Genomic DNA, 26,266 nt, shown 5'->3' with positions numbered 1-26,266 from the left:
TCAGGTTCGGGTTGCTGTGCGACGGCCATCTGCATCGGGAATGCGAGCAATGTCATGCTCATCACCAACTTGCCTGTGGCCATGCAGTATTCCTTTCCTTTGTTCGCCGATCTCGGGCGCTGGGTGTTTTGGAGCTTAGGCGAGTTTTCTTATCTGGTGCAATGATCAGCGTGCCCAACTCAGCATCGCGATGCGGAACCGTTTCGCTCGTCCGGTATGAGAGCTCGTCGGAACATTCGGTGAGCCAGAGGTTAGAATTGGAGCCTTGTCCAAAACCAAGGCCATTCATCTGGGCGAAAATGCTTCGCCTCACTGTTTGAAGCAGTAGCTCACAAATGAGGTGGAAATTGATACGCTCAGTCTATGGTGCTTTAGCGGCTCTTACTTTGACATCCACGGGTTGCGGTGCGGCCCAAGATGCTAACAACACGTCATCGCATGACATGGGTGAGACGGCACCCGCAACGAGGGGCCTGGACGCTTCCACCATGGAGCAGGTCTTCAACCGAGCCGAGAACCTTCCCAACATCCGCTCGCTCATCGTGATGCGGGGCGGTGAGGAACTTGTTGCGCGTCGGTTCCATGGCGGAGCCGCGCTAGACGATACTGTTAACATCAAGTCTGCCTCCAAGTCGGTCATTGCGGCACTGGTAGGGATTGCGATCTACCGGGGCATTTTTTATGGCGTCGATCAGCCAATCCTAACCGAATTGTCGAGCCATGCCCCGCGAGAGGCCGATCCACGTCTCAGCCGTCTGACCATAGGCAATCTGCTTTCAATGCAGGCTGGATTGGAACGCACGTCGGGAGAAAATTATGGCCGTTGGGTGTCGAGTCCGAACTGGGTTCGATATGCGCTCTCGCGGCCCTTCGTCGAAGAACCAAACGGTGCGATGCTCTATTCGACCGGCAGCACCCATCTTCTGTCCGCCATGCTGACGGAGGCATCGGGTCGATCGACCTGGGCGCTGGCGCAGGAATGGCTGGCCGATCCGCTGAATGTCGCCATCCCGCAGTGGGAACGCGATCCACAGGGAATTTACCTTGGCGGCAATCAAATGGCCATGAGCCCGCGCGGCATGGCGAAGTTCGGAGAACTCTACCGGCTCGGTGGAGCGATCGATGGGAAGCGTCTGCTGCCAGAGGAATGGGTCGAACTGAGTTGGAAGCCCCAGACGACTTCCCCCTGGAGCGGAGAGCAATATGGTTACGGATGGTTCATATCCGACGTCGGCGGACATGAGTTGTATTATGCGTGGGGATATGGAGGCCAAATGATCTATGTCGTGCCTGACCTCGAATTGACGGTGGTCGTGACGTCCACAACGGATGTCGAGCGCGGAGGGCAACATATTGCCGCTCTGAGAAGCCTGCTTGCGGAGGGCATCGTTCCGGCCGCGAAAACCGGCGGAAGCTTTTAGTCCGTTACTATGTGCAGATGGCTTTAAAGCCCGCAGCCATGAAATCGGCCATACGTTGCTTCACCGCTTCGAAATCTTCGGATTGGCAAAGGCCATCGGACAATTTGTCGATGCGCCCCGTTCGCGCGAGCGTGAGTAGCAAGGCGCCGGACACGAAATGATAGCCCCAGAAAATATCGACCTTGTTGGCATCGGGCAGGGCGCGGTTGATGATATCGACCAGCTTCAGGACAACCGGGTCGAAATTCTTGTCCATGAGTTTCGCGCCCCATTCGGGCGTGTTGGCCACTTGCGATGCGAGCGCCCCATAATTGCGCCAGCCTTCGCCTCCTGCCCCATACAGGTTGAGGTCGGTGTCGAGAAAGGTATGTAATGCCCCTTCGACGGTAAGATTGTCTTCGTTTGCCTTCTCGTATTCTTCCAGCGCTTTCATCCGCAATTCACGGGTCACTTCGGCGCGGCGCTCGAAAACAGCTTCGAAAAGGGTATCCTTGTCGTCGAAATAGTAATTGACCAGCGTATGGTGAACGCCAGCACGTTGGGCGACATCCTTCAACGTCACCCCGTAAAGTCCATGTTTCGAGAAGAGATATTCGGCTTCGTCCAGGATCTGCTCGGTCGTCTCGGCACGCCGTTCCGCTTTGCTCAGCGGCTTTTTTCCGGGCTTCCTGGCTGCTGGCACGCTGTTACTCTTCCGCATGGACGCCGCATCTGCGGCCGCAAGGGTGATGGAACGCTCATGCATTGCAATATTCGTTCCGTAAGCGCAACTTGTCGATCTTCCCGGTTGGCGCCAAAGGCATCTGCGGCAATCGCACGACGTGATCGGGGATCCACCAACTAGCCACCCGACCGTCCAGCTCTGCCAGGAGTTCAGCGTCGGTGGGGGAATACCCATCGCGCAGTTCGACGAGCAAAAGCGGACGCTCTCCCCACTTGGGGTCGCTGCGTCCGATGACCGCAGATTGTGATACGCAGGGAAGGGCGGAGATGACCGTTTCGATCTCGGTCGGATTGATCCATTCGCCACCTGACTTGATCAGATCCTTGGAACGGCCAGTGATTAACACGGTACCGTCCCGCTCGATTCTTGCGAGATCCCCGGTGTTGAACCAGCCGTCTGCAGTGGCCTGCTGTTCTTGCCCGAAATATCGATCGACCACCGCGGCGCCCCGGACCCAGAGGTGCCCTTCGACCTCCCGCTGCACGTCCAAAGGGTTGCCTTCGCCATCGGTAAGCCGCAAGTCGACACCGACGGACGGGCGGCCGGAGGTGCGCGGATCGCGCGCCTCTGCACCCGGGGGCGTGGCTGTCCCTAGCGGCGATAATTCGGTCATGCCCCAAGTCGTCTGGACCTCGATCCCGCGCTGCTCGATCCGGTCCATCAACGCCTGCGACATGGGCGCGCCGCCGACCATGATGCGTTTAAGGCTCGGCAACTCAATTCCATTAGCATCGAGATGGTCCATCAGCCCGAGCCAGACCGTGGGCACGCCAACAGCGATTGTGACGCTTTCGTTCGCGATGAATCGCGCCAAGCTGGCACCATCTGCGTAGCGTCCTGGCAAAACCAGCTTTGCGCCAACGGCTGGGCAGGCAAAGGGCAACCCCCAGGCATTGGCGTGGAACATCGGCACGACCGGCATGACCACTTCGCGCGCGGTGATCGAGGTTACATCGGCTTGGAGCAGCTTCAGTGTATGGAGGTAATTGCCGCGGTGGGTGTAGGTGACGCCCTTCGGTGCGCCCGTCGTGCCGGAGGTGAAGCAGAGGCCGCTGGGCAAAGTTTCGTCGAAGCCGCCCCAGGCGATCTCTTGGGAGGGTTGTCCTAAAAGGTCATCCAGGCTGTCGTTGCCATCCTTCACTGGGCCCAGCGCAATGAGGCGGCAGGCGCCGTTGGTTGAAGAACCAATCACCTCGCGCGCAAGATCGAGCAGATCGGAGCTGGCCAACAGGATGGACGCTTCCGATTGCCCGATCATCCAACCCAGCTGTTCTGCGGTCAGGCGTGGGTTAAGCGTGTGGCAGACCGCGCCCATGCCCATGATGCCGTACCACGCTTCGACATGTTCCTGTGTGTTCCACGCGAGCGTGGCCACTCGGTCGCCAGTCTTAATGTTAAGCGTGTCCAGCGCGGCCGAGACGAGGCGAGCGCGGCAATGCAGTTCCGCGTAATTGATCCGTCCGACTGTTCCGTCATCCCGGGCGCTCACCACTTCGGCGTCGGGATGCCATTTTGCAGCGTGGTCCAGAAACCGGTCCAGCGTTAGCGGGAAATCCTGCATCGCCCCATCGATCATCGGCACTGGTCCACGGGGGGCGGAAGCACAGGTGAAGCGAGGCCCGCATTCCAGTTCCATTGCTGATCACCTGCGGCGCGGCGGCGGCAGACGACATGCTCGACCAGATCATAGCGATAGCTCATGACGTCCTCGATGACGTGTGGCCTCTCGTCGAACACCATCCAGTTTTCGCTTTGTCCGAACGCCGGCCATTTTGGATTGCCATCGGACGACGGCTCGCCCGAGCGGGCAAACGATGTCCAGTAATCGACCATCGCATTGGACAGCGCCCGTTCCTTGCGATCGCGTGGAATGCGTGGCCAATTGGCGGCGGTCCGTTCGATCGTTCCGAACATGTAGGGCAGCTCGGCACCGTGAAATGCGTGAAGGCCTGCCTTGTCGGCGGCAGGATATCCATGATCGAAGAGATAGACGAAAGCCAGGGAGCCAACCGCTTCCTGCTTTTCTGCAATACGCTGCGTAGTCCACCCATAAAGCGCATCACGCGTCGTCTCGAGCATGCTCTGCTCGATCCTCTCGGAGGGGTAGATCCGCAGAAAGATATCGGCCACATCGCCATAGGCATTGCGGATTCTGGCTTCGTATTCTTCTTTACCGGATGGGGCGGGGGGCAGCAGCATCCGCAGCGAGCGAATTTCCCCGCTATTGAAGCCGGCGAGGACCGGCACGCGAGCTTGCGCTCCCTGGTCGAACACATCTGTGATTTGCGCAGGGACGATCTTGCCGTCCACTGTGAAATAGGTCTGGAAGCCTGCGGCGGTCGACTTTCTCGTTATCTCGCCAGCGCTCATCTCGCGCAGTCGGGCGAGATTTCCTGCGCCAATCGCTTCGGCGATGCGCACTCCCTCGCTTTCGGCGGAAGGGTGGCCATTGAGCACTTGTCGAAGGCCCGGCTCGGAAACCATATATGCGCTCTGCATGACGGCACGGTCGAAGAGGCCCGTAGCAAGCGGAGATGCGAGGAGGTGCATGACGCTGAGGCCGCCCGCCGATTCCCCGGCAATAGTCACATTGCCGGAATCACCGCCGAATGCCGCGATGTTCCGTTCGACCCAGCGCAGCGCCTCTATCTGGTCGAGGAGGCCGTAATTACCGGACGCATTGTCCGGCGATTCCGCAGACAGTTCGGGATGGGCCATGAAGCCGAGTGCACCAAGCCTGTAGTTGATCGAGACAACCACGACCCCACGCTTTGCCAGTTCCGTCCCGTCATAGAGCGAGAAACGGCCTGCACCCGTCAAGAGCGACCCGCCATGAATCCAAACGAAGACCGGCGCATGATCCGCATTCTCGGGCTGCCAGACATTGAGCGAGAGGCAGTCCTCGCTCATCGGTGGGAGGTCCTCGTAATAAATGTTTGCAGGTACGTTCGGGAATTCGGGCTGGTTGCAGATTGGGCCGAACTCGCTCGCATCGACCGGTGCGCTCGCACGCGCTTTCGGTACGGGCGGGCGCCAGCGACGCTCGCCGGTTGGCGCTTCTGCATAGCTTATCCCGCGAAAGACATTCGCCGAGCCTTCGGTGACACCCTCGAATGTACCGGCGGGTGCGGTGACGGACGGCCTCTCGGCAGACGATGCGGCTGCAGAAAGGCCGAGGGCCGTCATGCCAAATGCGATGTGGCGAAGCGCCCGATAATGCGACCGGATCATGGTCAGATCCCGTAACTGAAGCGGATGCCAAACGTCCGCGGACGCAGGGTGCCGAAACGGCTGATCAGGAAGGCTTCTGGATGGATGTAGGTAATGGAATGATCGTCGAAGACGTTCTCGACATAAAGCTGCGCGCCGAGCTTGCCCTTGGTTACCCCAAAGCTAGCGTTGACGTTGGTATAGGCGTCGGTCTGCCCAAAGGTCGCGAGGCGCACGTTCGGGTTGCCCGGCTGGTTGGGGAAACTGCTGTTATATTCGCCGATATACTGAGCGTTCGTGGCTAGGGTCGCCTCCATATCGTCGGCAAGATTGAAGGTGTAACTGACGAAAGCGGCCCCCTGAATACGTGGGGCGGAAAGCCGGTGACCAATTTCTGCGCCCGAGATCGCCGCTTCGGCGGCTGTCAGTTCTGTGATCTTTGCATCATTATAGGCACCATTGGCGCCGAGGAACCAACCAGTCGCCGGAACTACGCCAAGCTCGAATTCGATACCCTTGCTGGTCGCAGCACCGATGTTGGTGGCAAACTGAACTGAATCGCTGACCCGGTTGGCCTGAACCTGAATGTTGCTCCAATCGATGTAATAGGCTGCCAGATTTGCAGTTACTCGTCCGTCAAGCCAGACTGCCTTGGCGCCGATCTCATAGCTTTTTAGATCGTCCGAAGTGGCGCCGAACGGAACGATGATGTCGTTTTCGCCGCCAGGAGCCACGCTGGGCCGACCTGCGGCGGCATTGACGATCGGTGCGCGAAAGCCAGTGGCGAATGTGGCGTAGGTGGTAATATTCTGCGTGGGTTTGAACGAAGCAGCAAGCTTATAGGATGGCTTGGATCCTTTCGCTTTGACACCTTCCACCGCTTCATAGGGCGTAAACGTATCGAAGTTCAGCGGGATGCCAAACAGGGCGGCGGTATAATAATTGGTCTGAGCGCCGGGAATGAAAGGCGTGGTGCCTGTAGCGAGGAAGCCCCCCGCTTCGGTAAAGCCCTGAGCACTGATCTCTCCGTATCGGAGGCCTCCTGTCAGCCAGAAGCGGTCGGAGAAGCGATAGGTAAGCTCGCCAAACGCCGCGATTTCTTCGCTTATGGAGTAGGTATACTGTTCCTGGAAATACTTGTCAGGAAGACCGGTAAGTCCACGTGCCTCGAGAAAAGCGGGGTTGGAACGATAGAGAAAGTCAACGTCCCGGCGACGGTTGAGGTAGAAGCCGCCTACGACGAATTCGAACGCACCACCCAGCGAGGAGGCGAGCCTGGTTTCCTGTACGAAAACGTTATCGAACGCATCAGCGTCGAGACCGAAGGCGATCGGGGCGCCAGGAAAGGATCCGGGGGCGAAGGTTCCAGCCAGATCGACATAGAAACGCTGCTTGAAGTCCGAATAGGTTGAGGAACTGGTGAGCGTCGCCCAGTCGAAATCGTATTCCAGTGTCGCATTGGCGATAAGCTGCTTGCCGGTGAAGCGATCAGGTTCATCGGAAATGCGCTTCTCCTCGCCAAGCGAGGGACTGGTTAGCGAGCTATCTTTCGGATCGCTGTTCTCATAGCTGCCGAGCAGCTTGATCGACAGACGGTCTGTCGGCTGGAACAGCAGGACGAGCCGACCGCCGTAGTCGATCAGCGTGTTGGAATTGTTCACTCCGGTGCCGAGGTTGTCGAGATAACCTTCCTCGTCACGGTAGAAGCCGACCGCGCGAACGGCGACCTTGTCGCCAATCGGGACGTTGACCATCGCATTGTAACGCTGGCGGAAGGAATCATCGTTTGTCAGGCCGAAATCGACCAGGGCGGCCGTGTCGAAATAGCCGAGTTCGGGGCTCTTGGTGATGATCCGCATGGCGCCCGACAACGAGCCCGATCCGAACAAGGTACCCTGCGGCCCTCGTAGAAATTCCACCCGCTCGACATCGAACAGGTTTGGATCGACGACTGTGGTGTTGCCGATCGTCGAGACGGGCAGTTCGTCGATATAGACCGACACAGTACTAGATAGGTTGGCATTGTAGCCGTTGGTCGCGATGCCGCGGGCCGTGAAATTGTTGAAATTCTGGGTCGGGCGGTTGAGGATTACGCCCGGCGTTTCGCGACCGATGCCTTCGAAACCGACGATCCCTTTCTTGGTCAGTTCTTCCTGACCGAAGGCGGTGATGGAGAGGGGAACATCCTGGATGCTTTCCTCGCGGCGGGTTGCGGTGACGATGATCGTGTTGCTGGAGCGCGCGGCCTCGGCGCTGGGCGAAACATCCTCGATGACCTCTTCGCCGGCGACGGCAGGTCCGGTGGACGGTTGCGCGATGTCGTTCGCATCCTGCGCGTAAGTCGGTATGGCATGAGCCGTGAAGGCGAGCGCTGAAGCTGTGGCAAAGTAACGTGCCGTCATCTGTTTTCTCCCAATCCCTACGACGAGTCGCGCCCGCCGCTTGCCGAACAACTTGTTCACACGAACGATAATGTCAACATTCACTATCGCGCGCGTTAATAAAAGAGGGCGAGGGTGTATTGGGGTTTCCACATTGACCAACGGGGTGACAGAACCTACTCACTCACTAACTAGTGAATGAAATCGCGCAGCACGACGCGAAGGGGAGAGTAGGGATGAACAACGGTAAACGGGCGGATTCCATCAAGCCCCGGGGCAACTCGTGATCGCGGCTGCCGCGGCGCCGGAGCGAGTCGTCCGCAAGCCGGACCGCAAAGCTTGGACGATGCTTTCCCTGTTGAGCTTCGTCTATGTGCTCAATTTCCTCGACCGCCAATTACTCGCAATTCTGGCGCTTCCGATCCAGGAATCACTTGATATCACCGACGGTCAGCTCGGTCTGATCGGCGGGCTCTACTTCGCGATGTTCTATACTTTCATCGCGATACCGGTCGGTTGGCTTGCCGACCGCACCAACCGGGTGACCATTCTCGCGGTGGCCTGCGGTATCTGGAGCGCAGCCACTGTCGCCTGCGGGCTCGCGCGTACTTACCCCGAACTGGTGGTGGCCCGCATGGCAGTCGGTTTCGGCGAGGCGGGCGGGGTGCCACCATCCTACGCTCTTATCACAGATACTTTCTCGCCCGGCTATCGGGCAACCGCGCTTGGCATCTTCAACCTGGGTCCGCCCATTGGAGCGGCAGTTGGTATCGCTTTTGGTGCTTCGATCGCCGCCGCTTTCGATTGGCGCGACGCCTTCATTGTTGTCGGCATCGTTGGCATCGTGACCGCAATCCTGCTCAAACTGGTCATGCGCGACCCCGAACGTGGAGCGACCGACATCACGCTGGACGAAACCGCGTCCATGCCGGCCCCATTCGTGGGCACGGTGAAGGATTTTTTCCGTAACCCGCTGCTCGTGCGCGCCTCGCTCGGGAGTGGAGCGACGCAGTTCGTGACCTACGGCCTCGGCAATTTTGCGGTGCTCTTCCTCATGCGTGAAAAGGGTATGACGTTGGAGGAGGTTGCGCTCTGGTATGCCCTGGTGGTCGGCCTTGGGATGGGTTCGGGCATGCTTGTATCGGGGCGCCTGCTCGACCGGTTTACACGGGGTACGCGGACGGCGTTCGCTCTCGCTCCCGCGGTGTCGCTGACGCTCGCTCTGCCATTCTATCTCGGTTTCGTATGGGCGCCAACTTGGGAGTTAGCGCTCGTCCTGCTGACGCCCGTGATGTTCTTGAACTACTTCTACCTCTCAGCTTCGATAGCTCTGGTGCAGGACGAGGTGCGCCCAAACCAGCGCGTGCTCGCAGGCGCTTTGCTACTGCTTGTGATGAATTTCATCGGGCTGGGTCTGGGACCGACCTATGTCGGCATGGCCAGCGACTATTTCGCCGCGCAGGGCATGACCAACTCGCTCCAGGTCGCGCTCTATACACTCACGCCCTTCTTCGTCATCGCCATCCTAATCTTTCTGTCGCTGGCGAGGCGATTACGGAACGAAGTACGCAGCCTGGGTTGATGGCCAGCCATCGATCGGCACAGTCCCACTAGGTCACGTCGGCGATCACTTCGCGGATCGTATCGTATATACAGTCTAGTTGCTCACTGCTGATGCAGTAAGGCGGCATTACGTAGATGGTGTTACCTAGCGGCCGAAGCAGGACGTTTCGCTCTCGAAAGAGTGCCAGCATTCGCGGCGCGAGGTCGGAGAGATATCCGCTCCCTACGCCCACCTCAAACGCAGTAATGGTGCCGGTTTGCCGAGGATTTTGAACCGCCCGATGCAATGCCAGTGCGTTCAATTGCGCTGCCTGCCCTTCGCCCAAGTTCGCGATCCGCTGCATGACTGGCTCGTTGCGCCAGATTGCAAGGTTGGCGTTGGCGGCTGCGCAAGCGATCGGATTGGCGGTATAGCTCGATGAATGGAAAAACATACGTGCGCGATCTTCGCTGCGATGTGCTTCGAAGACAGGTTCGTTCGCCATTGTGACTGCCAATGGAATGGCACCGCCGGTCAGCCCTTTGGATAAGCACAGTATGTCTGGCTCGATCTTAGCCTGTTCGCAAGCGAGCAACGTGCCGGTCCTGCCCCAACCGGTCATGACCTCATCGGCGATGAAAAGGGTACCATATCGCGCGCAAATCCGGCGCATGTCCGCGAGCGTTTGCGAAGAATACATCAGCATCCCGCCTGCGCCGAGAATAAGCGGCTCCACAATGAACGCTGCCGCGCCTTTCCTACACGCTACTTCCAAGGCGTCCAGCGCATCCTGTTCCGCGCCTCGCGAGGGAAAGGGGATGGACGTGACGTCGAACAAGAGGGGCTCGTAAGCGCGGTTGAATGCGCCGCGGGCGCCGACCGACATGGCCCCGATGGTGTCGCCATGATAGCCGTTGTCCATCACGACGACGCTATGCCGCGCTTCTCCACGATGAAGCCAGTAACCCAAGGCCATTTTCAGAGCGACTTCAACGCTTGTCGATCCGGAATCGGAAAAGAACACGCGCGTCAGGCTTTCCGGCATCAGGGCGCGGAGACCATTCGCCAGTTCTTCGGCCGGACCATGTGTCCAGCCCGCGAAGATTATCTGGTCTAGCACCGCAGCTTGCTCGGCAACGGCTGCGGCTATTCGGGGGTGAGCATGACCATGCGTCGTCACCCACCAGGATGAAATCGCATCGATTATCTGTTGGCCATCACTCGTATGAAGGACTGCGCCTTTGGCCCGCGCCACAGTCGGAATGGGTTCGCCCAAGCCGTGCTGGGTGAATGGATGCCAGATGGGCGATTCCCTCATTGAAAGTCGTCCATTGCGAAACAGCGCGCGAATGTGGCGGCAAGACTTTCACTATCAAGCGGATCAAGAAGAGGCAGGCGCCCCAGACGCCTGACCTTACCGATCGCGCAAATGGTCTCTTCGGTGTCCTCTTGCGGATTGCCGATAAAGGTGATCCCGAGAATTGGGACGTCACGAGTGCGCAATGCCTCGATAGTCAGCAGCGAATGGTTGATGGTGCCAAGCGCGGTGCTTGCCACGATTACAACCGGCGCCGCCCAGCGCGCGAACAGGTCCGCATAGAGTAATTCACGGGTGACCGGAACGAGCGCGCCGCCAGCGCCCTCTACCACTAACGGTCCCGTCACCTGCGGCAAAGCTAGAGAAGCCGGATCGATGATGACATTGTCCAATTCGGCCGAGCGATGCGGAGAGCACGGCGTCCTCAAACGGTAGGCTTCTTGGATCACCGATGATGCAGGGACGCCCAACTGCGCGACACGTGTGCTGTCAGTGCCATCGTCGAAACCAGCCTGGACCGGCTTCCAGTACGAAGCGCCGAGCGCCTTCGTGAGACCGGCAGCAAACACCGTCTTCCCGATATCCGTGTCCGTACCAGTGACGACGATCGTCTTACTCATAACAGGTCTTCCAAAGCGGTGGCGAGTTCGGAAACTGCCGCCTCGTCGATGTTAAGCGTGAGAGATATCCGCAGCCGTGCGGTGCCTGCTGGCACAGTCGGCGGGCGAATGCCGCGAATGTCGAAACCGCGAGCCTGAAGTGCCTCAGCGATGCGCATCGTGCGTGAATCTTCACCAATCGGCACGGGCTGGATATGCGTCCCGCTCGGAATTATGCCTAGTGGCGCCAGACGCTTGCCGGCATGTTCGATGATCAGGCGCAAACGTTGGCGTCGTTCATCTGCATTCGCGACGATCGAAAGGCTTTCGCGAACAATCGCGGCGATTAACGGCGAAGGTGCCGTCGAGAAGATGAAGCTGCGCCCCCTGTTCACGAGAAAATCGCGAAAGACTGCTGGCGCCAGAATGAGCGCTCCTTCGCATCCCAACGCCTTCCCGCACGTTACGAGAGTGACGACATTTTCGCATCCATGCAGATGTGCAGCGAGCCCGCGCCCCTTTGGTCCGCATACCCCGACCGCATGCGCCTCGTCGATGAGCAGCATGGCCCCGGTACGCTCCGCCAAGGAGGCAAAGTCGTCCACGGGCGCTACATCGCCGTCCATGCTGTAAAGCGTTTCGAAGGCGATCCACGGTGTGCCGCATCCGCCTTTTGCCCGCCATCGTGCGATCGCGTCGGCTGCCGCATCCACATCATTGTGTGCAAATCTCTCGCAAGGCGCTCGCGCCATCCGCATGCCCTCGTGCACGCTGGCATGTATCAGTTCATCGTGCAGAATGAGGTCGCTCGCTTGTGGCAAGGTGGAGACAACCAGGCTGTTCGCGGCGAAACCCGAGCCGACGAACAACGCACTTTCACTGCCGAAGAAACGGGCAGCATCGGTTTCCAGACCCAAATGTTCAGCACAATTGCCGCGCAGCAAACGCGACCCACCGGACCCCGGAGAGACGCCTCTTGCCAAAGCGTCCATGGCTGCAGAGCGTAAGGCAGCTGACCCCGCGAGCGCGAGATAGTCATTGGAAGAAAAATCACAGCCGGAAGCCAGGGTCATCGCGCGTCGACGACCCACTTTCTCCAGTCGCATCAAATCGTCGTTATAGAAGCTCGTTACCGTCACGCGCGGCGGCGCATAGGCGAGGCCTGCCGCGTTGAAAAGACATCACCCATTTCCTGACGGACTGAGTGCCGAAAGCTGGTAATTTGGGCACCGGTCAAAAGCTCAAGCCTAGCAAGGCCTTCCCAAACGTCAGTCGTCGGGTCGTTTCATCTTGAAGAGGCGGTCCTGCGTAATCTCAAAATAATCTGCCGGGCCTCCGCCGCGCGTGACGGGGCGGGGACGAGCAGTCATGTATATGCCGTTCTCAAGCATTGAAGTGTCAATATGGATGCCAATGGCCTCGCCAATTACGAGCCATTGATCCAGCTCGCCACCCTCCTTGTTTTCGAGTTGAATGAGCTGCGTGAGGCGGCACTCGAACTGGACGGGGCTGCCCGCCACGCGGTCGGGCTTGACGCGTAGTGAAGGCAGCGCATCAAGCCCCGCAAGGTCGAACTCGTCGATATCGGCCGCCACACTTGCTGAGCTCATGTTCATCTGATCGGCCTGAGCCATGGTGGCGAGGTTCCAGACAAACTCGCCCGTCGCCTTCACATTAGCGACGGAATCCTTCCAACCGGAAGATGAGAAAGCAATGAGCGGCGGACGATAATTGATGAGATTGAAAAAGCTGTAAGGTGCCAGATTGCGCGCGCCATTGGGCGCTACGGTTGAAATCCAGCCTATTGGCCGTGGTGCAATGATCGCGTTCAGCGGGTCGTGCGGCAGGCGATGGCCGTCTGCCGGCTCGTAAAAGTGATACTCTGTCATGCTACACGTAATGAACTAGGGGCGATCTGGTTCAAATGCGCACTCGTAAGAGGCGGGCATGGCAAAAGCGTCGGTGGCGGATCGCTAGATCGGACATAGGCCTGATCTGGCGGAGACTAACCGTTCGCCTGAATTCAACAATTGCGCGCCTTCAAGCCTTGATCCGGCCGGACAGAGCATAAGTTTCGAGTTTTTAAAGGCTGATTCTCTCACTTCCTAAGAAGTGAATGGCTCCCCGAGTTGGATTCGAACCAACGACCAAGTGATTAACAGTCACCTACTCTACCGCTGAGCTATCGGGGAGCAGCCCGCTGGGCAGGGGTGCGCCTATATGGGGGGCTTTGCGGTTTGGCAAGCGGGCAAATCGCAAAAATTCACACTGCTTACCTGCTTTTGCAATTTAGACGACGAACTGCTCGGCGACGATACGTTCGTCGAGCGCATGGCCGGGATCGAACAGCAGCGTCAGCTGGCTGTCGCGCGCGATTTCAAGGTCAACTTGGGCGACATCGCGGAGCTCCCGCTGGTCTGCGACGACCGAAACGGGACGCTTGTGTTCTTCGAGCACGCGCAGCGAGACTCTGCTTCGATCAGGGAGGATCGCCCCATGCCAGCGACGCGGACGGAACGGACTGATCGGCGTGAGTGCGAGCAGGTTCGAATCGAGTGGCAGGATCGGTCCATCGGCTGAAAGGTTGTAGGCAGTCGAACCCGCCGGCGTTGCGAGCAGGACACCGTCGCAAACCAGCTCGGGGATCCGCACCTTGTCGTCGACCGTCACTTCGAGCTTCGCGGTCTGCCGCGTTTCGCGCAGCAGGCTGACCTCGTTGATCGCGCAGAAGGTATGAGTTTCGCCGTCCTGAGTCCGTGCCCGCATGCGCAGCGGAGCGATATGATGGAGTTTGGCCTTTCCGATGCGCTTGATGAGCGTCTCGGGGTTCCGGTTGCGATTCATCAGGAAGCCGACCGTGCCGAGATTGAGACCGTAGGCCGGGATTATCCGCTCGCTATCCAGCATCGCATGAAGCGTCTGCAGCATGAAACCATCGCCGCCGAGAACGACGACCGCCTCGGCTTCGGATAGCGGCACCCAATCTGCTATTTCGCGGAAACCCTTGTCGGCAGCTTCCTGCGCAAGCGGAGCATCGGAAACAAGCAGAGCCAAACGGCTGAAATCGGGCATTGCCCCAGCATCCTCCTGTCCGGGATAACCATTGCCCGGGATTGCAGCGTACCTATGGATGCACGTCCCATTTGGCAACATGGGTGAAAAAGTGGCATACCCTTCTGCGGGGCGCGCTAAGGACGGCCGATATGGCAAGCATGCCCCAAGAAATTAACGGCGAAACGCGCGACACGCTCACTGGCCTCGCTGATCAGGCGCAGGCCCGCGGCACGATTACGCGCTGGCAGCGGGATTGGCCCGACAAGACCATTTCCTGTCCCATGCATGCAATGCTCATCACGCTGGGGCGCATCGATACGCTGAACGTCGCTTTCGGTGAGAGTGCAGGCGACGGCGCGCTGGTCGAAGTGGCGCAGCGTATCAAGCACTTCGCTTCGGACGAGCTGGAAAGCAGCAGTGCCTGGATCGCCGCGCGCATGGGCGGGGGTAGCTTCCTTCTCATCGCGCGTCAGGAATGTAGCCGCGAGCGGTGGCAATGGCTGGCCGAAGCGCTTGCAGACGCCATTGCTATGCCCATCGCCAATCCCGAAGGCGGGGCCAGTATCAGGTTGTGGCCTCGACTCGCGCTGATGCGGGTCACCGACAATGACAATGCCGATAGCGTGCTTGACCGGCTGTCCGAAGTTGCAGCTCGCATGCGTGACAGCAATCGCCGCCGTATCGACTGGTCTGCGGGCGCAGTGGCGCGTTCAGGGCGTTCGAACCAGCAACTCGAGGCGGATTTACTCGCCGCAATTGACCGAGACGAAATCGAGATCCTGTTTCAGCCGCAATTCGCGCTGGACGACGACACGCTGATCGGGGCCGAGGCCCTGGCTCGCTGGGAACACCCCCTGATAGGGCGGATTGGCGCCGGAACGCTGTTCCAGATAGCCGAGCGTGCGGACCATGTTGCCCACCTTTCCCGGCACATCGCGAAACGTGCTCTCGAACAGGCGCTCGAATGGCCGGATCACCTGCGGCTATCACTGAACATTACGCCCGTTGATCTCGCTGCCGATAATTTCGCCATCGACTTTGCACGCATGGCGGAAAGGGTCGGCTTTTCGTTGGGGCGGATCACGCTCGAGATTATCGAGCAGGTGCTGCTCGCCGATCTCGACAGGGTCAGCCGGGTACTCGATCAGTTGAAGCTGTTCGGAATACGCATCGCGCTGGACGATTTCGGCGCGGGCTTCTGCAATTTCCGATATCTGAAGGTCTTGCCGATCGACTGCCTGAAACTCGATCGCACGATGCTGGACGGGGTCCTCGACGACGAGCGGGACCTGGCGGTGTTCAGGGCTATCCTCGCCATGGCCGAGGCGCTCGACCTGAAGGTGCTGGTCGAAGGTGTCGAAAACGCGGACCAGCGGGATCTGGCCCGCAAGGAAGGCTGCCAGTCCTACCAGGGCTTCCTTCGTGCAGAACCGATGAGCGCGCCCGATTTTCTCAAACTGGCAGGATCCTAGGCGGCAACCTTCTCACCTTTTCGCGATTTCCGGGCGATGCCCGACAACCCCTTGGTGAGCTGGAAGAGACCGTTGAGCCTGCTTTCCGGTGAATTCCAGGCTCTGCTAATGACAAGCTTCATATCGGGCCGCAGCTTCGCTGTGCCCTTGAGGCGATCGACATAGCCGAGCAGGCCCATCGGATCGGGGAAGTCGTCATTGTGGAAAGTGACCAGCGTTCCCTGAGCGCCCACATCGACCTTGGCAATGTTCGCTTCGATGGCCTGATGCTTGATTTCGATGAGTCGGACGAGATTGGCCGTGGCGGATGGCAACTCGCCGAACCGGTCGATCATTTCTGCGGCCAGTGCCTCTATCTCGGCCTTGTCGGCGGCATCGTTAAGGCGGCGGTAAAGCGCCATGCGCACAGCAAGGTCGGGCACGTAATCTTCCGGGATCATGATCGGTGCATCCACCGTGATCTGCGGACTGACACGTTCAGGCTTCGCCTCGAGCCCCAGTTCCCCCGCCTTGGCTGCGAGTATCGCATCCTCCAACATCGACTGGTACAGTTCGAACCCGACTTCGCGGATATGGCCGGACTGTTCGTCACCCAGCAGATTGCCCGCTCCGCGAATGTCGAGATCGTGACTGGCAAGCTGAAAGCCTGCGCCCAAGCTGTCGAGATCGCCGAGAACCTTCAGGCGCTTTTCAGCGACTTCCGAAAGCTGCGTGTCCTGCGCATAAGTCAGATAGGCGTAAGCGCGCAGCTTGGACCGGCCGACACGCCCTCGCAGCTGATAGAGCTGCGCCAGTCCGAAAATGTCGGCCCGGTGGATGATGATGGTGTTGGCGCTGGGGAGATCCAGCCCGCTTTCGACGATCGTGGTGGCAAGCAGGACTTCGTACTTGCCTTCGTAGAACGCGCTCATCCGCTCCTCGATTTCGCCGGCCGACATCTGGCCGTGGGCGGAGACGAATTTTATCTCTGGCACGTTTTCGTGAAGCCAGTCGGAAATCTGCTCCATGTCGGAAATACGCGGGACGACGATGAAGCTCTGCCCGCCGCGATGATGTTCGCGAAGCAAGGCTTCGCGCATCACCATGTCGTCCCACTCCATCACATAGGTGCGCACGGCAAGCCGATCGACAGGCGGGGTCTGGATGGTGGAAAGCTCTCGCAAGCCCGTCATGGCCATTTGCAGGGTACGGGGAATGGGAGTGGCCGTCAGCGTGAGCATATGCACATCCGCACGGAGCTGCTTGAGCTTCTCCTTGTGCGTGACGCCGAAGCGCTGCTCCTCATCCACGATGACAAGGCCAAGGTTCTTGAATTTCGTCTGTTTCGAAAGGATGGCATGCGTTCCGACGACGATATCGACCTGTCCGTTCTCCAGCCCTTCGCGCGTTTCCTTCAATTCGCGAGCCGGCACCAATCTTGACAGTCGACCTACCTTGAGCGGGAAACCGTTGAAGCGCGCCGCGAAATTCTCGAAGTGCTGGCGGGCGAGGAGTGTGGTGGGAGCCACCACAGCGACCTGCTGACCATTCATTGCTGCCACGAAAGCCGCTCGCAAGGCGACCTCGGTCTTGCCGAAGCCGACGTCGCCGCAGACAAGCCGGTCCATCGGCTTGCCGCTTTCCAAATCGCCCAGAACGTCCTCGATGGCGCGTTCCTGATCATCCGTTTCGTCATATTGGAAACGGTCAAGGAACTGATTGAAGGGACCTTCGTCGATTTCGAAGACCGGAGCTTTCCTGAGCGCGCGTTGCGCCGCGACCTGCATGAGCTCGCCCGCAATCTCGTTGATGCGTTCTTTCAGGCGTGCACGGCGCTTCTGCCATGCTTCGCCTCCGAGACGGTCGAGCATGACCGCTTCCTCGCTGCTGCCATAGCGGCTCAGCACATCGATATTTTCGACCGGGATAAAGAGCTTGTCGCCGCCCTTGTATTCGAGCTGCACGCAATCGTGTTTGGATTTGCCGACAGCAATCGGTTCGAGGCCGAGATACTTGCCGATTCCATGTTCGGTATGAACGATCAGATCGCCCACGCTGAGTGCTTGCAACTCCGCGAGGAATGCGTCGGAATCCTTGCGCTTCTTTTTGCGGCGAACAAGCCTGTCGCCGAGGATGTCCTGCTCGGTGAGCAGTTCCATTTCGTCATTGGCGAAACTTGCTTCCACCGGCAGGATCATGGCCGCAGGCTTGCCCATGGCCGACAGACCCAGCGCTTCCTGCCAGGTTTCCGCCATCTGGACCGGCGTGCCAGCCTCTTCGAGGATGGACGCTATGCGTGAGCGGCTTCCCTTGGAATAGGCTGCGAGGAGCGGTCGTTTGCCAGCCTTGGCAAGTGATTTCAGATGATCTGCGAGAACCGGGTAGACATTGTCCCCTCGCGCGCGCTCAGGTGCAAAGTCGCGGCCGGAGCGGAACCCGAAACCAACCACCTTGTCGCTTTCGGGTTCGTCGAAAGGCGTGGTCCGGTGAGCGGGCGCTGCCTCCAGCGCTTTCTTCAGTTCTTCGCCGGTCAGATAAAGCGCGTCCGGCTTCAGCGGGCGGTAATTACCCTTTGCCTGTCCCGTGATCGCGGTGCGCTGATCGTAATAGTCGGAGATGTCCTTGACCCGCTCGTCAGCGGCAGCGATCGAAGCCTGATCGATGACGATCAAATCGTCCTTGCCCAGATGATCGAACAGCGTCGCCAGCTTCTCCTCGAACAACGGCAGCCAGTGCTCCATCCCGGCGAGACGGCGACCATCGCTGACAGCTTCGTACAGTGGATCCTGTGTCGCATTGGCGCCGAACATTTCCCGGTAGCGGCTCCGGAAACGCTTGATGCTGTCCTCGTCGAGGAGCGCTTCACTGGCGGGGAGCAGCAGGTGCGAATCCAGTCGACCGGTGCTCATCTGGGTATTGGGATCGAAAGTGCGCAGCGATTCAAGTTCATCGCCGAAGAAGTCCAGCCGCAATGCTTCGTCCATGCCGCTGGGGAAGATATCGACAATCGACCCGCGCACCGCATATTCACCCTTGTCGATGACCGTGTCGGTGCGGCCATACCCCTGTTTCTGCAGCAGCAGCCCCAGGCTTTCGCGGCCGATTTCCATGCCGGGTTTGAACTCTCGCACACTTTCGCGAATGCGGAAGGGGCTCAGCACGCGTTGCAATACTGCATTGGCTGTGGTGACGACGAGCTGCGCCTTGGCCTTTCCGGCCTGCAGGCGAAACAGCGCCGACAGCCTTCTGGCGCTGATCGAGAGCGCGGGGCTGGCGCGGTCGTACGGCAACGAGTCCCAGGCGGGAAATTCGATGACCTCGAGCTCGGGCGCGAAAAACGCGGCAGCATCGACGATCGAGCGCATCGCCGAATCGTCCGGCGCAATGAATACCGCGCGGCCCGTACTCGCTCTGGCGAGATCGGCCATGACAAGCGGCTGAGCACCGCGTGCGACCTGCGCCAGGGTGAGGGGTGTATCGGCTTTCAGGATGCGGGAAAGGTCGGGCATGGGGGTCCTGGCGTTTGGGGCGCGGCTGGTCGCACACGCAAGACTGCCCCCTGCCCGGATTTGGGGAGGGGGCGCATGGGAAAATTCGTCAGTGGCGAGATAGTGCCCGAGGGCCGTCCGTCAACGCGGAATATCCACGTAGTCGAGCTGTTGCATCGCTTCGATCAGCTTGCCCTGGAAGCGGGGCGGCGTCGGCTGGGTTTTCAACGCCCAGGCCATGACATCCACGTCGTCTTCTTCCAGCAGCGCTTCGAACCAAGCCAGTTCTTCTTCGGCCCAGTCGGGATGATACCGGTCGAAGAACCCCCCGATCATGAAATCCGCCTCGCGCGTGCCGCGATGCCATGCGCGAAATTTGGCGCGCTGTTTGCGGCCTTCGAATGTGAGAAGATCGGGCATTCGACGCGGGTAGGGCACTCGCCAAAGCCGCGCAAGCGGCTATAGCATTCCGCAATGCGTCCCGATATTCTCAATCCCCTCTTCGCCGAGACAGAAACTCTCGATGGCGTTGGACCCAAGCTGAAGAAACCACTGGACCGGCTTGGCCTTACGCGGGTGCGCGATCTCGATTACCACCTTCCCGAAAGGTTCGTGACGCGCCGAGCGGTGCACAATGTCGACGATGCGGGCGAAGGCGAGCAGATCGTGGTGAAACTGTCGGTCACAGAGCATCGCAGCGGCCGTTCCCCGCGGGCCCCCTATCGCGTGCTGGCGCAGGATGGCATCGGCAACGTGATCGCGCTGACCTATTTCGGGCGCGCGTCCTATAATGCGAAAAAGCAGTTGCCGGTGGGCGAAACGCGGTGGGTCGCGGGCAAGCTGGAACGCTTTGGCGACATGCTGCAGATCGTTCATCCCGATCATGTGGTGGAGGAAGACGGCGAAACCCTGCAGCGGTTGTGCGAGCCGGTCTATCGCCTGTCGGAAGGGCTGACCCAGCCCAAGATCGCAGGGCTGGTCGACCAGTCGTTGGCCCGCACACCCGAGCTGCCCGAATGGATCGACAGTTCGCAGGTGAACAAGGAAGACTGGCCCACCTGGCGCGATGCGCTGGTGCTGGTCCACAAAGGCGAAAATGCCCCGGCGCGCGATCGGCTGGCGTATGACGAACTGCTCGCCAACAGCCTGGCCCTGATGCTGGTTCGGGCCGACAATCGCAAACGCAAGGGCCAGCCCCTGCAGGGCAACGGCACCTACCGCGGAAAGCTGGCCCTCCCGTTTCCGCTGACGGGGGCGCAGCGGCGCTCCATCGCCGAAATCGAAGGCGATATGGCGCAAGAAGCACCGATGCTGCGGCTTCTCCAGGGCGATGTCGGTGCGGGCAAGACCATCGTGGCTCTCGAAGCCATGCTCATCGCGGTGGAGGCGGGCGCCCAGGCGGCGCTGCTCGCCCCAACCGAAATCCTGGCCCGTCAGCATTACGAGAGCCTTCGTCGCATGGCGGAACCCACCGGCGCGCGCGTCGCGCTGCTGACCGGGCGCGACAAGGGGAAGGCGCGCGAAGCTACGCTGATGGGGCTGCTGGATGGCAGCATCGACCTCGTCGTGGGTACCCACGCGATTTTTCAGGACGCGGTCAGCTATCGCAATCTCGCCATGGTTGTGATCGACGAACAACACCGTTTTGGGGTGGGCCAGCGCCTGATGCTGGCCAGCAAGGGCAGGCGCGCGCCGCATGTGCTCGCGATGACGGCGACGCCGATCCCCCGCACGCTGACATTGGCGCAATATGGCGAACTGGATGTCAGCAAGCTCGACGAATTGCCGCCTGGACGTCAGGCGATCGACACGGTTGTCATGGGACAGGCACGCATCGGTGCGCTGGTCGATCGGCTCGCCGCGCAGATCGCCGAAGGGCGGCAGGCCTATTGGGTCTGCCCGATGGTTCGGGAAATGGACGGCCCGGAAGAAATCGCCGCTGCGGAAGCGCGCTATGCAGCGCTGAAAGAGCGTTTCGGCGACGACGTGGTGATGGTCCACGGGCAGCTCGGGGCAGAACTCAAGGACGCGGCGATGGAACGCTTCGCCCGCGGCGACGCCAAATTACTCGTGGCAACGACAGTGATCGAAGTCGGTGTCGATGTGCCTAATGCCACTTTGATGGTCATCGAACAGGCCGAACGCTTCGGCCTTGCCCAGCTCCACCAGCTTCGGGGCCGGGTGGGGCGGGGCAGCGAGAAATCCTTCTGCGTCTTGCTTCATGGCGAAACACTGTCCGAAACCGCTCAGAAACGCCTGGCCCTGATGCGCGAATCCCAGGACGGTTTCTTTCTTGCAGAGGAAGATCTGCGTCTTCGCGGTGGTGGCGAACTGCTCGGCACAAGGCAATCGGGCGATACGCCGTTCGCCGTGGCCAGCCTCGAACAGATCACGGAACTGTTGCCCAAGGCCTATGACGATGCGCGCCTGTTGATGGAACGCGACGGCGGTCTGGAAGGGAAACGCGGCGAGGCCGCACGGGTGCTGCTGTATCTTTTCGAACGTGATTTCGGCGTGAAGACCCTCCGCGGCGGCTAGAAGCCCAGCTGATCGAGATCCCGTTCCGCAGCCACCCGGTAACCGGAACCGAACAGTCGCACATGGATCAGCCACATCCACAACCGATAGACCGGCAGTCGCTTCTGCCACCCCGGCGCCAGGTCCAGCTGTTCGAAGAATTGCGGAGGAGGCGTGTCGAAGACTGTCAGCGCGGCAACATCGACTTCGCGATCGCCATGACAGGCACAAGGATCGATCAGCCACGCAGTGGCCCTGTCCCACACGATATTCCCGCCCCACAGATCGCCATGGACGAGTGACACGGGTGGTCTTTCCGGGATCACATCGTCCAGCCTTTCCGCCAGTGCAGTGACTCTTCGACCAAGATCGGGATCGAGTTCGGGGACATGGCAAAGGAGGCGGTTATCGCGCCAGAATTCCACCCAGCTTTCGCGCGGTTGGTTCTGAACGACGATATGGCGCAGGCCGTAATCTTCTTCCCAGCCATATTTCCGACCTCCGCCCGCGCCGTGCAAAGGGGCCATCGTTTCGGCAAGCGCTGACCAAGTGGCTGATGAAAATGGTCGAGCTTGCCCGAGATCCTGGAGGAACAGCCAATCATCGACTGTTCCCACCACTGCGGCTGACGGCGCATCCAGTCGCTGGAAAGCTTCCAGCATTCGCGCCTCGCGATCGATCAATGGACCCTGCTTGGCAACGCAGGAAAAACCGTCGGCAAACGCGATCCTGCTGGCACCGGATATGTCCCCGCCAGCGAGAGTTTCTATCGCCGTCGGGCTGGCACCGAATATTGTTTTTGCCGCATCTTCAAGCGCGGTCATCGGTCATTTTCGCGACCAGCACCTTGGCGGCCATCGACACATCGTCCCATGTCGCACGGAAATTGTCTTCGCCGCCATACCAGGGATCGGCGACTTCGCGACCTTCCTGTCCGGGCACGATATCCATGAGCATGAATACCTGCGCTTTGCCGTCGCCAGGATCTACATTGGAGATGTTCGTCATGTTCGATCGGTCCATGCCCAGGATCCAGTCGAACTCATGGAAATCAGCCGGCTTCAGTTGTCGGCCGCGATAGCTGGAAATATCGATGCCATGGCGCTGCGCTTCCTCGATACTGCGGGGGTCGGGCATTTCATCGACATGATAATCCGCTGTGCCGGCGCTATCGACCTCGGCGTCCAGTCCGGCTTCGCTCGCAGCTTTGCGAAAAGCCGCTTCGGCGAGGGGAGAGCGGCAGATATTGCCGAGGCAGACGAAGAGCACGCGCTGTTTGGTCATGGCCACTGCCTACGCGGCAATTGTATTCCCGTGCAAGTGTCAGGCGGCCAGGCGAACCTGGTTCCTGCCGCCGACTTTTGCTTCGTAAAGGGCGGTGTCTGCCCGCACCATGATGTGGTCGATATCGTCGCCGGTGCGAAATTCCGCCACACCGAAACTGGCTGTGAACGGGATGATCCCATTGTCCCACGTAACCGGTCGCCCGGCGATGGCTGCGCGCATCCGCTCGCAAACCAGATGCGCCTTTTCCAGATCTGCACCGGGCAGCAGAACGGCAAATTCTTCGCCGCTGATCCGTCCGACGAAATCCTGCTCCCGCAGGGCCTGCATCGCCCGGCTGCCCACTTCCCTGATGACTTCATCACCGGCCTCATGGCCACAGCGGTCGTTGATGCGCTTGAAATGATCGACATCGAATATCGCTAGGGCGAATTTTTGTTTGGGATTGGTTTCGGCCACCGAAATCGCGCGGGCGAGCGCATCGGTAAATTTCTGTCGATTGGGGAGGGAGGTGAGGGCGTCCGTCGCAGACACCCGCTCCAATTCGTTTTCCAGTCCGCGTCCCCTGGCAAGCGAGCGGCGGAGAAACAGGATCGTCACGGCTGTAAGTAGCAGGAACAGCACCCCGATGCTCGCCAGCACATACTGAAGGCGCTCGTTCGATACCGCTCGCAAGTCGGCCAGTTCGCTGCGCTCGATCAGCAGCGCCCGTTCGGCATCTACGAGCGCGTCGATTTCGCGCAAGACCGCTTCGAGCGCATCCTTGTCGTTTCCGCGCTGAATGTAGAAGATTGCATCTTCGCGCCGTCCGCTTTTCTGCTGCGCGATCACGGCGTCGAGAACCGCGTTGAATGCGCCGAACTCGTCGCGCATATCCAGCAGCCGTTGCTGCTGTTCCGGATTGTCGGCCGTAAGTTCGATCAGGCGGGCAAAGCTCTTGCCCGCCGCATTGCGACCTTCGACAAAGGGATCGAGTAAACTCGCATCACCGGTAAGCAGAAACCCGCGTTCGCCGCGCACCTGCTGAAGTGCCGCCATCCGCAGTTCGTCTGCCGCCAGCAGAACGTCGAGCGAATGAACCTGTCGCTCGCGCACGGCGGACAGATCCTGTGATGAACGATGCGCGTTAAAGCTTGCGCCGGCCAGCAGCACGGCCAGCAGAATGGCGCAGCCGAACAGAAAATAGCTGCGCCATTCGAACTGGCGGGAAGGGCGCGCCAGAAGTCTCGCTATCCACATCTGGCGGCGTTCCTGTGCATCCGCCTTCAATGCCATCGCGTGGTTAACTTAGAGCTAAGGTCTGCTAACGGTTCTTTCTTCCCTCGATAAGTTCGTCGACTACGCCGGGATCGGCCAGTGTCGATGTGTCGCCCAGTGATGTGAAATCGTCTTCGGCAATCTTGCGAAGAATGCGCCGCATGATCTTCCCGCTCCGCGTCTTGGGAAGGGCGGGGGTGAAATGGATGTGATCCGGTGTCGCAATCGGGCCGATTTCTTCGCGAACATGTGTGCGCAATTCTGCCGACAGTTCATCACCCGGCTCTTCTCCGGCGTTGAGCGTGACATAACAATAGATGCCCTGGCCCTTGATATCGTGAGGGAAGCCGACCACGGCTGCCTCGCTGACCTTCGGATGCAGAACCAGCGCGCTTTCAACTTCGGCCGTACCCATGCGATGGCCCGATACGTTGATGACATCGTCGACGCGGCCTGTGATCCAGTAATATCCGTCCTCGTCGCGGCGGCAGCCGTCACCCGTGAAGTACTTGCCCTTGTAAGTGCTGAAATAGGTCTGGATGAAGCGCTCGTGATCGCCGTAGACCGTGCGCGCCTGACCGGGCCAGCTTCTGGTGATGCACAGATTGCCCTCTGTCGCACCGTCCAGGACATGGCCTTCATTGTCGACCAGTTGCGGGCAAACACCGAAGAAAGGCCTTCCCGCGCTGCCTGGTTTCATGTCGTGCGCGCCGGGCAGGGTGGTGATCATGCAGCCACCGGTTTCGGTCTGCCACCAGGTGTCTACGATCGGCAGTTTCCCCCCGCCGACAGTCTCGTAATACCAGCGCCACGCCTCGGGATTGATCGGCTCGCCCACGCTGCCCAGCAAACGGAGCGATGACAGGTCGTGCTTCGTTACATGAGTGTCGCCCTCGCGCATCAGCGCGCGGATAGCGGTTGGGGCAGTGTAGAAGATGTTGACCTTGTGCTTTTCGCATACGGCCCAGAAGCGGTCGTGATCTGGATAGTTCGGAACGCCTTCGAACATCAGGGCGGTCGCCCCATTCAGCAGCGGACCGTAGACGATGTAGCTGTGCCCGGTGACCCAGCCGATATCGGCAGTGCACCAGAAGACCTCGCCTTCGCGATAATCGAAGATGTAACGGAAGGTTGTTTCGGTCCAGACGGCATATCCGCCGGTGGTATGCAGAACGCCCTTGGGCTTGCCTGTCGAACCTGACGTATAAAGAATGAACAGCGGATCTTCCGCATTCATCGGCTCGCATGGACATTCATCCGCCACATCGGCCGAAAGCTCGTGGTACCAGTGATCGCGGCCTTCCGTCATGCTCACCGAACCGCCCGTGTGTCTGATGACCAGAACACCCCTGTTCGGCACCTTTTCAAACGCTCGATCGACATTGCTTTTCAGCGGAATCCGCTTGCCGCCGCGCAGTCCTTCGTCCGCGGTGATCATCCAGTCGCTCGCACAATCCTCCACGCGGCCCGCGATGGCGTCGGGGCTGAAGCCGCCGAAAATCACCGAATGGATCGCCCCGATCCGCGCACATGCCAGCATGGCAAAGGCGCCTTCGGGCACCATGGGCATATAGATGGTTACCCGGTCGCCTTTGGAAACGCCCATCTTTTTCAAGGTGTTGGCCATTCGAACAACCTCTGCCTGAAGTTCGGCAAAGGTGATCCGGCGCACCTCTCCATCGGGAGCATCGGGCTCGAAAATCAATGCGATGCGCTCGCCATTGCCCGCCTCGACATGCCGATCGACGGCATTGTGACAGATGTTGAGAACACCGTCCTCGAACCACTTGATGGAAACCGGATCGAAGGACCAGTTGCCAATGACCTCGGGCTTGCTGAACCAATCAATCCGCTCCGCCTGCCCGCGCCAGAAAGCATCCGTATCCTCGATGCTTCGCGCATAGAGTGACTGGTATTCTTCCAGCGTACAATTCGCGCCTTCGGTGGCAGTAGCGGGGCGCTTGACCCATTCAGATTTCTTGCCAGCTTCCGTCATGCATCAGGTCTCCTCTTCGACAT

General features: G+C 59.7%; 19 protein-coding genes and 1 tRNA gene. 4 read left to right on the top strand and 16 right to left on the bottom strand.

From position 1 onward, the window contains the following. Positions 1-443 precede the first annotated feature (443 nt). Positions 444-1,421 carry a serine hydrolase domain-containing protein gene (locus K3177_RS05705; RefSeq protein WP_221597527.1) on the top strand — a complete coding sequence of 326 codons (978 nt, stop codon included), beginning with the start codon at positions 444-446 and terminating at the stop codon, positions 1,419-1,421. A gap of 7 nt (positions 1,422-1,428) precedes the next feature. Here the strand turns inward: K3177_RS05705 and K3177_RS05700 are convergent, their stop codons facing one another. Genes K3177_RS05700 through K3177_RS05685 form a run of 4 tightly spaced genes read right to left on the bottom strand, consistent with a single transcriptional unit; the run spans position 1,429 to position 7,757 of the window. Next, positions 1,429-2,103, bottom strand: a complete 675-nt coding sequence (locus K3177_RS05700) for a TetR/AcrR family transcriptional regulator (RefSeq protein WP_234003113.1) — start codon at positions 2,101-2,103, stop codon at positions 1,429-1,431. A gap of 55 nt (positions 2,104-2,158) precedes the next feature. Then, positions 2,159-3,721, bottom strand: coding sequence for an AMP-binding protein (locus K3177_RS05695; RefSeq protein WP_221597526.1), 1,563 nt, complete (start codon positions 3,719-3,721; stop codon positions 2,159-2,161). Further along, entirely contained in the window at positions 3,718-5,376 is a 1,659-nt protein-coding gene (locus tag K3177_RS05690) for a carboxylesterase/lipase family protein (RefSeq protein WP_221597525.1), read from the bottom strand. The genes K3177_RS05695 and K3177_RS05690 overlap by 4 nt, the downstream gene beginning before the upstream one ends. A gap of 2 nt (positions 5,377-5,378) precedes the next feature. Beyond that, the gene (locus tag K3177_RS05685; RefSeq protein WP_221597524.1) at positions 5,379-7,757 is read right to left on the bottom strand and encodes a TonB-dependent receptor; all 2,379 of its coding nucleotides are present in this window, start codon (positions 7,755-7,757) and stop codon (positions 5,379-5,381) included. A gap of 262 nt (positions 7,758-8,019) precedes the next feature. Between K3177_RS05685 and K3177_RS05680 the strand changes: the two genes are divergently transcribed. Continuing rightward, a complete protein-coding gene (locus K3177_RS05680; protein WP_345725358.1) occupies positions 8,020-9,318 on the top strand; it encodes a spinster family MFS transporter in 1,299 nt (432 codons plus the stop codon). Between the two features lie 28 nt (positions 9,319-9,346). On the opposite strand, the gene K3177_RS05675 is transcribed toward K3177_RS05680, so the two are convergent. The 6 genes from K3177_RS05675 to K3177_RS05650 form a co-directional block, all read right to left on the bottom strand. After that, positions 9,347-10,597: an adenosylmethionine--8-amino-7-oxononanoate transaminase gene (locus K3177_RS05675; protein WP_221597523.1), complete on the bottom strand. Its 1,251-nt coding sequence runs from the start codon at positions 10,595-10,597 to the stop codon at positions 9,347-9,349. Further along, a complete protein-coding gene (bioD, locus tag K3177_RS05670; protein ID WP_221597522.1) occupies positions 10,594-11,217 on the bottom strand; it encodes a dethiobiotin synthase in 624 nt (207 codons plus the stop codon). Before bioD ends, K3177_RS05675 begins: the two co-directional genes overlap by 4 nt. Beyond that, positions 11,214-12,302: an 8-amino-7-oxononanoate synthase gene (locus tag K3177_RS05665; RefSeq protein WP_221598078.1), complete on the bottom strand. Its 1,089-nt coding sequence runs from the start codon at positions 12,300-12,302 to the stop codon at positions 11,214-11,216. The genes bioD and K3177_RS05665 overlap by 4 nt, the downstream gene beginning before the upstream one ends. 162 nt (positions 12,303-12,464) lie before the next feature. Then, complete coding sequence (locus K3177_RS05660; RefSeq protein WP_221597521.1) at positions 12,465-13,085, bottom strand: flavin reductase family protein; 621 nt, start codon at positions 13,083-13,085, stop codon at positions 12,465-12,467. A gap of 228 nt (positions 13,086-13,313) precedes the next feature. Then, positions 13,314-13,388: transfer RNA gene (locus tag K3177_RS05655), tRNA-Asn, on the bottom strand. 97 nt (positions 13,389-13,485) lie between these two features. Further along, positions 13,486-14,268 (bottom strand): NAD kinase, encoded by a 783-nt coding sequence (locus tag K3177_RS05650; RefSeq protein ID WP_196846304.1) that lies wholly within the window; start codon positions 14,266-14,268, stop codon positions 13,486-13,488. A gap of 131 nt (positions 14,269-14,399) precedes the next feature. On the opposite strand from K3177_RS05650, the gene K3177_RS05645 reads away from it, so the two are divergent. Beyond that, positions 14,400-15,722, top strand: a complete 1,323-nt coding sequence (locus tag K3177_RS05645) for a bifunctional diguanylate cyclase/phosphodiesterase (protein ID WP_221597520.1) — start codon at positions 14,400-14,402, stop codon at positions 15,720-15,722. Here K3177_RS05645 and mfd read toward each other — a convergent pair. Next, the gene (gene mfd / locus K3177_RS05640) at positions 15,719-19,210 is read right to left on the bottom strand and encodes a transcription-repair coupling factor (protein WP_221597519.1); all 3,492 of its coding nucleotides are present in this window, start codon (positions 19,208-19,210) and stop codon (positions 15,719-15,721) included. The genes K3177_RS05645 and mfd overlap by 4 nt on opposite strands. A gap of 120 nt (positions 19,211-19,330) precedes the next feature. Continuing rightward, positions 19,331-19,609, bottom strand: a complete 279-nt coding sequence (locus tag K3177_RS05635) for an FAD assembly factor SdhE (RefSeq protein ID WP_221597518.1) — start codon at positions 19,607-19,609, stop codon at positions 19,331-19,333. Positions 19,610-19,663: 54 nt separating this feature from the next. On the opposite strand from K3177_RS05635, the gene recG reads away from it, so the two are divergent. Next, complete coding sequence (gene recG, locus K3177_RS05630; protein ID WP_221597517.1) at positions 19,664-21,727, top strand: ATP-dependent DNA helicase RecG; 2,064 nt, start codon at positions 19,664-19,666, stop codon at positions 21,725-21,727. Here recG and K3177_RS05625 read toward each other — a convergent pair. The 4 genes from K3177_RS05625 to acs are packed head-to-tail and all read right to left on the bottom strand — an operon-like array spanning position 21,724 to position 26,243. Further along, complete coding sequence (locus K3177_RS05625) at positions 21,724-22,530, bottom strand: fructosamine kinase family protein (protein WP_221597516.1); 807 nt, start codon at positions 22,528-22,530, stop codon at positions 21,724-21,726. The genes recG and K3177_RS05625 overlap by 4 nt on opposite strands. Further along, on the bottom strand, positions 22,517-22,990 hold the full coding sequence (locus tag K3177_RS05620; protein ID WP_221597515.1) for a low molecular weight protein-tyrosine-phosphatase: 474 nt from the start codon (positions 22,988-22,990) through the stop codon (positions 22,517-22,519). Before K3177_RS05620 ends, K3177_RS05625 begins: the two co-directional genes overlap by 14 nt. Before the next feature lie 39 nt (positions 22,991-23,029). Then, the gene (locus K3177_RS05615) at positions 23,030-24,265 is read right to left on the bottom strand and encodes a sensor domain-containing diguanylate cyclase (protein ID WP_221597514.1); all 1,236 of its coding nucleotides are present in this window, start codon (positions 24,263-24,265) and stop codon (positions 23,030-23,032) included. 28 nt (positions 24,266-24,293) lie between these two features. Continuing rightward, positions 24,294-26,243, bottom strand: coding sequence for an acetate--CoA ligase (gene acs / locus K3177_RS05610; RefSeq protein WP_221597513.1), 1,950 nt, complete (start codon positions 26,241-26,243; stop codon positions 24,294-24,296). Positions 26,244-26,266: the final 23 nt, after the last annotated feature.

Source organism: Qipengyuania pacifica (genome assembly GCF_019711555.1).
GTDB lineage: Bacteria > Pseudomonadota > Alphaproteobacteria > Sphingomonadales > Sphingomonadaceae > Qipengyuania > Qipengyuania pacifica.
Note: the sequence above shows the minus strand (reverse complement) of the source record. Positions and strands in the feature narration are given on the sequence as shown.

Coding starts and splice junctions, on each gene's coding strand:
- K3177_RS05695 (WP_221597526.1), bottom strand. CDS start 3,721: ATGATCGATGGGGCGATGCAGGATTTCCCGCTAACGCTGGACCGGTTT.
- K3177_RS05645 (WP_221597520.1), top strand. CDS start 14,400: ATGGCAAGCATGCCCCAAGAAATTAACGGCGAAACGCGCGACACGCTC.
- K3177_RS05705 (WP_221597527.1), top strand. CDS start 444: ATGGGTGAGACGGCACCCGCAACGAGGGGCCTGGACGCTTCCACCATG.
- K3177_RS05685 (WP_221597524.1), bottom strand. CDS start 7,757: ATGACGGCACGTTACTTTGCCACAGCTTCAGCGCTCGCCTTCACGGCT.
- recG (WP_221597517.1), top strand. CDS start 19,664: ATGCGTCCCGATATTCTCAATCCCCTCTTCGCCGAGACAGAAACTCTC.
- K3177_RS05615 (WP_221597514.1), bottom strand. CDS start 24,265: ATGGCATTGAAGGCGGATGCACAGGAACGCCGCCAGATGTGGATAGCG.
- K3177_RS05625 (WP_221597516.1), bottom strand. CDS start 22,530: ATGACCGCGCTTGAAGATGCGGCAAAAACAATATTCGGTGCCAGCCCG.
- acs (WP_221597513.1), bottom strand. CDS start 26,243: ATGACGGAAGCTGGCAAGAAATCTGAATGGGTCAAGCGCCCCGCTACT.
- bioD (WP_221597522.1), bottom strand. CDS start 11,217: ATGAGTAAGACGATCGTCGTCACTGGTACGGACACGGATATCGGGAAG.
- K3177_RS05665 (WP_221598078.1), bottom strand. CDS start 12,302: ATGCGACTGGAGAAAGTGGGTCGTCGACGCGCGATGACCCTGGCTTCC.
- K3177_RS05660 (WP_221597521.1), bottom strand. CDS start 13,085: ATGACAGAGTATCACTTTTACGAGCCGGCAGACGGCCATCGCCTGCCG.
- K3177_RS05675 (WP_221597523.1), bottom strand. CDS start 10,597: ATGAGGGAATCGCCCATCTGGCATCCATTCACCCAGCACGGCTTGGGC.
- K3177_RS05620 (WP_221597515.1), bottom strand. CDS start 22,990: ATGACCAAACAGCGCGTGCTCTTCGTCTGCCTCGGCAATATCTGCCGC.
- K3177_RS05690 (WP_221597525.1), bottom strand. CDS start 5,376: ATGATCCGGTCGCATTATCGGGCGCTTCGCCACATCGCATTTGGCATG.
- K3177_RS05635 (WP_221597518.1), bottom strand. CDS start 19,609: ATGCCCGATCTTCTCACATTCGAAGGCCGCAAACAGCGCGCCAAATTT.
- K3177_RS05650 (WP_196846304.1), bottom strand. CDS start 14,268: ATGCCCGATTTCAGCCGTTTGGCTCTGCTTGTTTCCGATGCTCCGCTT.
- mfd (WP_221597519.1), bottom strand. CDS start 19,210: ATGCCCGACCTTTCCCGCATCCTGAAAGCCGATACACCCCTCACCCTG.